Source organism: Piscirickettsia litoralis (assembly GCF_001720395.1).
Taxonomy (GTDB): domain Bacteria; phylum Pseudomonadota; class Gammaproteobacteria; order Piscirickettsiales; family Piscirickettsiaceae; genus Piscirickettsia; species Piscirickettsia litoralis.
In genome coordinates this window covers 1-3,593 of record NZ_MDTU01000011.1, presented here as the reverse complement: position 1 = coordinate 3,593, position 3,593 = coordinate 1, and the positions used below count along the sequence as shown (strand labels likewise).

The 3,593-nt window shown below is 44.6% G+C and carries 5 protein-coding genes; all 5 read left to right on the top strand.

Translation table 11 applies throughout. The features are described 5' to 3' along the window. The first annotated feature begins 18 nt into the window (after nt 1-18). Nucleotides 19-201 (top strand): hypothetical protein, encoded by a 183-nt coding sequence (locus BGC07_RS18880; protein WP_069314358.1) that lies wholly within the window; start codon nt 19-21, stop codon nt 199-201. Between the two features lie 55 nt (nt 202-256). Continuing rightward, nucleotides 257-802, top strand: coding sequence for a terminase small subunit (locus BGC07_RS18875; protein ID WP_069314605.1), 546 nt, complete (start codon nt 257-259; stop codon nt 800-802). Beyond that, nucleotides 774-1,403: a terminase large subunit domain-containing protein gene (locus BGC07_RS18870; RefSeq protein ID WP_069314604.1), complete on the top strand. Its 630-nt coding sequence runs from the start codon at nt 774-776 to the stop codon at nt 1,401-1,403. The genes BGC07_RS18875 and BGC07_RS18870 overlap by 29 nt, the downstream gene beginning before the upstream one ends. Before the next feature lie 223 nt (nt 1,404-1,626). Beyond that, nucleotides 1,627-2,451, top strand: a complete 825-nt coding sequence (locus BGC07_RS18865; protein ID WP_235603494.1) for a phage terminase large subunit family protein — start codon at nt 1,627-1,629, stop codon at nt 2,449-2,451. 431 nt (nt 2,452-2,882) lie between these two features. Continuing rightward, nucleotides 2,883-3,593 (top strand): hypothetical protein (locus BGC07_RS18860; RefSeq protein WP_201258199.1); only part of this gene is annotated, 711 nt, incomplete at its 3' end.

Here is a 3,593-nt window from a genome sequence, read left to right as displayed (position 1 = left end):
AGAAAGTGGATATAACTAATGGAACTCTCAGCAGAACAAAAAGTAAAAAATAATATGCTCAACTTATCGTTTGATTTGAAAGTACAGTTTGATGCGCTTAAAGAGTTTTATCCCGATCACTGCCAAAAATTAGGTAAGGCTAATCGCTTACTGAATGCGGCTTTAGACATGGCTATTGAAGTTTTTTCTCAAAAAATTTGAAAAAACGCCAAGAAATTTCAAAAAAACACGAAAAAATGATTATTTTTGATGAAAAATGGGTAAATTATCGCCAAAAAAAGAGCGTTTTGTTGAAGAATATTTAATTGACCTTAATGCGACTCAAGCGGCTATTCGTGCAGGGTACAGCGAAAAGACAGCCAACAAGCAAGGTCCAAAATTGTTGGTAAATGTTGGTATTCAGGAAGAAATACAAAAACGGCAAGAAAAGCTCAAGATTAAAGCCGAGGAAAAGCAGCTTGATGTTATTCAAAGTTACGTCGAAATCGCAAGGACAAGCATCACAGATGTTCTTTCATGGAAGGACTCAAAAATAACCATCAAAGATTCTGACTGTATCCCTCCTGAGATAGCTCGCTGCATTTCTGAAATCACGGAAGAAAAATCAAAGTTTGGCTCTAAGCTCAAAATTAAAATGTATGACCGTAAAAGCTCACTGGACTCATTGGCAAGACACTTTGGCTTATTCAACCAAAAAACCGAAACCGAAATCACCCTCAACCCACAAACAGCGATGGAGAAGCTGACAGAGCAACTCTTTAAGGTAAAGGAAAATGACAAGCAAAATAGCGACGATAACTAAACCGCCTAATACAGGGCAAAGCTGGCTAGAGTATTTGAAATCATTATCACCGGATTTAAGAAGGCGATTTCTAGAGCCACTGACCGAGGCGCAAGCTGAGTTCTTTTTAAATAGCTGGGTTTTTAACGCCCGAGAAAAGCAGTTCGCCCCTGATGGTTTGTGGGATACCTGGTTTATTCTCGCTGGTCGCGGATTTGGCAAGACACGCTCCGGTTCCGAATGGGTGCTTGATGGCATTACCAATGATGAGGCTGAACGAATTGCGCTGGTAGGGTCCACTAGAGAAGATGTCAGGGCCACTATGATTGAAGGCGAGAGTGGCATTTTAGTTCGTGCCGAAGCTCGCAAGATTAAGTTCGATTATAATAAGAGTCGGCTTGAGATCAAGTTTCCCGATTACAATGCACTCTGTGCAGGCTTCTCTGCGGAAAAACCCGAGCGTTTGCGTGGTCCTCAGTTTCACTGGGCGTGGTGTGATGAATTAGCCGCTTGGGCGCGAGATAAAGACACCTGGGACATGCTGCACGGAAGCGTCGCTACCTCGGTAGGTATTTTGCACTTCCATGGTGCAAAATCGCCTCGCAAAACGCGACGACTATAATGCCTCGGCCGTCCCCGTCACGAGACGCTCCGTGCCTTAATTCGGCACACTCCGCATCTCGCTCTCAGATGACTCTACGGCTCGTATAGATTTTTAGACACTCGTTCCGCCGACTCCGGACCTAAAGGCCCTACGTCACTCCGCTCTGCTAAAAATCCGAGCCTACCTCGGAATACTCACCCCGCGCTTGGCGCTCCCTGGCTCGCATCGAATGTGTACCCGTTTGGGGGAGAATAACCGCGTTTTAGTGACGACGACACCGAAGCCTAGACCACTCATTAAGCAGCTTGTGAAAGACCCTAAAACGGTGATTAGTAAGGGTTCTACCTTTGAAAACTCGAATAATCTATCGTCTGCCTTTGCTGAGAAAATGCGTGAGAAATACGAGGGGACTCGTTTAGGTCGCCAAGAGTTAGAGGCAGAAATACTGGATGATAGCGCCGGAGCGTTGTGGACGTATGGGCTGATTGAAAATCAACGGACACATGAACGGCCTGAATATTTCCAACGTATCGTCGTTGCAATCGACCCCTCTGTCACGGCCACAGAAGAGAGTGACGAGTGCGGTTTGGTTGTGGCAGGGATAGACCGTGAGGGTAAAGGATATCTGCTTGAGGATGCGTCAGAGGTGATGTCACCGCTAGAGTGGTGCCAGAAGGCAGTGGACCTTTACAGGAAATGGAGTGCCGATCTTATTGTGGCTGAGGTGAACAATGGCGGCGACTTGGTGGAAAGCATGGTGCGCTCGATTGATAAGAATATTTCTTATAAGAAGGTGCATGCGACCAGAGGCAAGGTGATAAGGGCTGAGCCAATAGCGAATTTATACACACAGGGTAAGTGCTATCACCTGGGTTGTTTTCCTGTATTGGAAGATCAGATTTGTACCTGGACTCCTGACGACCCTGATTCGCCAGATCGATTAGATGCGTTGGTATGGGCCTTTACTGAGCTGATGATCGACAGTATGGACGTGCCAGACTTGGGTGGGATTAACTTTAAAGGCTTGGCTGAAAAAAGTTATAGGAAGAATCCGTTTGGGTTTTGAGTGGTTTTCAGTTGTATTACGGTTATAACAGTTCCTATTTTTAGATAGATTAGAGGGCTAATATGACTTGACCGGAACAAGTTACTTTGTAAGCGCCAAATTTAGTACAGCGTCTCTGCAGTACAACTCTCAATAGGGAATTCTCGGAAGCGTCGCTACCTCGGTAGGTATTTTGCACTTCCATGGTGCAAAATCGCCTCGCAAAACGCGACGACTATAATGCCTCGGCCGTCCCCGTCACGAGACGCTCCGTGCCTTAATTCGGCACACTCCGCATCTCGCTCTCAGATGACTCTACGGCTCGTATAGATTTTTAGACACTCGTTCCGCCGACTCCGGACCTAAAGGCCCTACGTCACTCCGCTCTGCTAAAAATCCGAGCCTACCTCGGAATACTCACCCCGCGCTTGGCGCTCCCTGGCTCGCATCGGATGCCACCAGTTAAAAAACCTCAATTAGCTTCTATCAAAAATCTAGATTCTGAAGTTCCACCACTTTTGCGATGGAACTCAGCACCAAACTTAGCGACGAAGAAAATTGCTCCAGATGTTCGCATGTTTGACACCTTGAGACACCCTATAAGTAGTCTTAATGCCAAAAACCCTGGAACTGTTATTTTTTCTAGAAATAGCAAGGATGAATGGAGTCGTATACCTTTAACTCCAAACTCAATACTGCAAAATATAGAGGTTAGGCCAAGTAAAGGGCTTATGAACTTAACTGGATCAATGAAATTTACTACTGGTGAGTTAAATCAAACACAAAAACGTGACTTGCAACGAGTAGTCACTAGCATAATAATGGCTTATAACTCTATTGCTAAAGAGAAAAAAGCTCCCTTAATAAGTATTCATGAAAACCATTTCATTGGAGATGGAGAAATTTACGAAAATCGAAATATCCCACGATTACCAAATGAGATGGACTACGATTATTACCACACCTTGGGTGTTAATTTTTCAGATAACGGCATCATGATGCCTCACTATCACTTAGAATTTGACAGACCTTTAAGTAAAAATAACGTCAGACCTATATTAGAGAGCTTGCAAAAGCTGGGTAAGGAAGCGCTGAAAAGTGATATTTTGGGAGTGAATGAGATTTCCACGATTCTTGAAAAATTACCCGATGGTGATCATGTG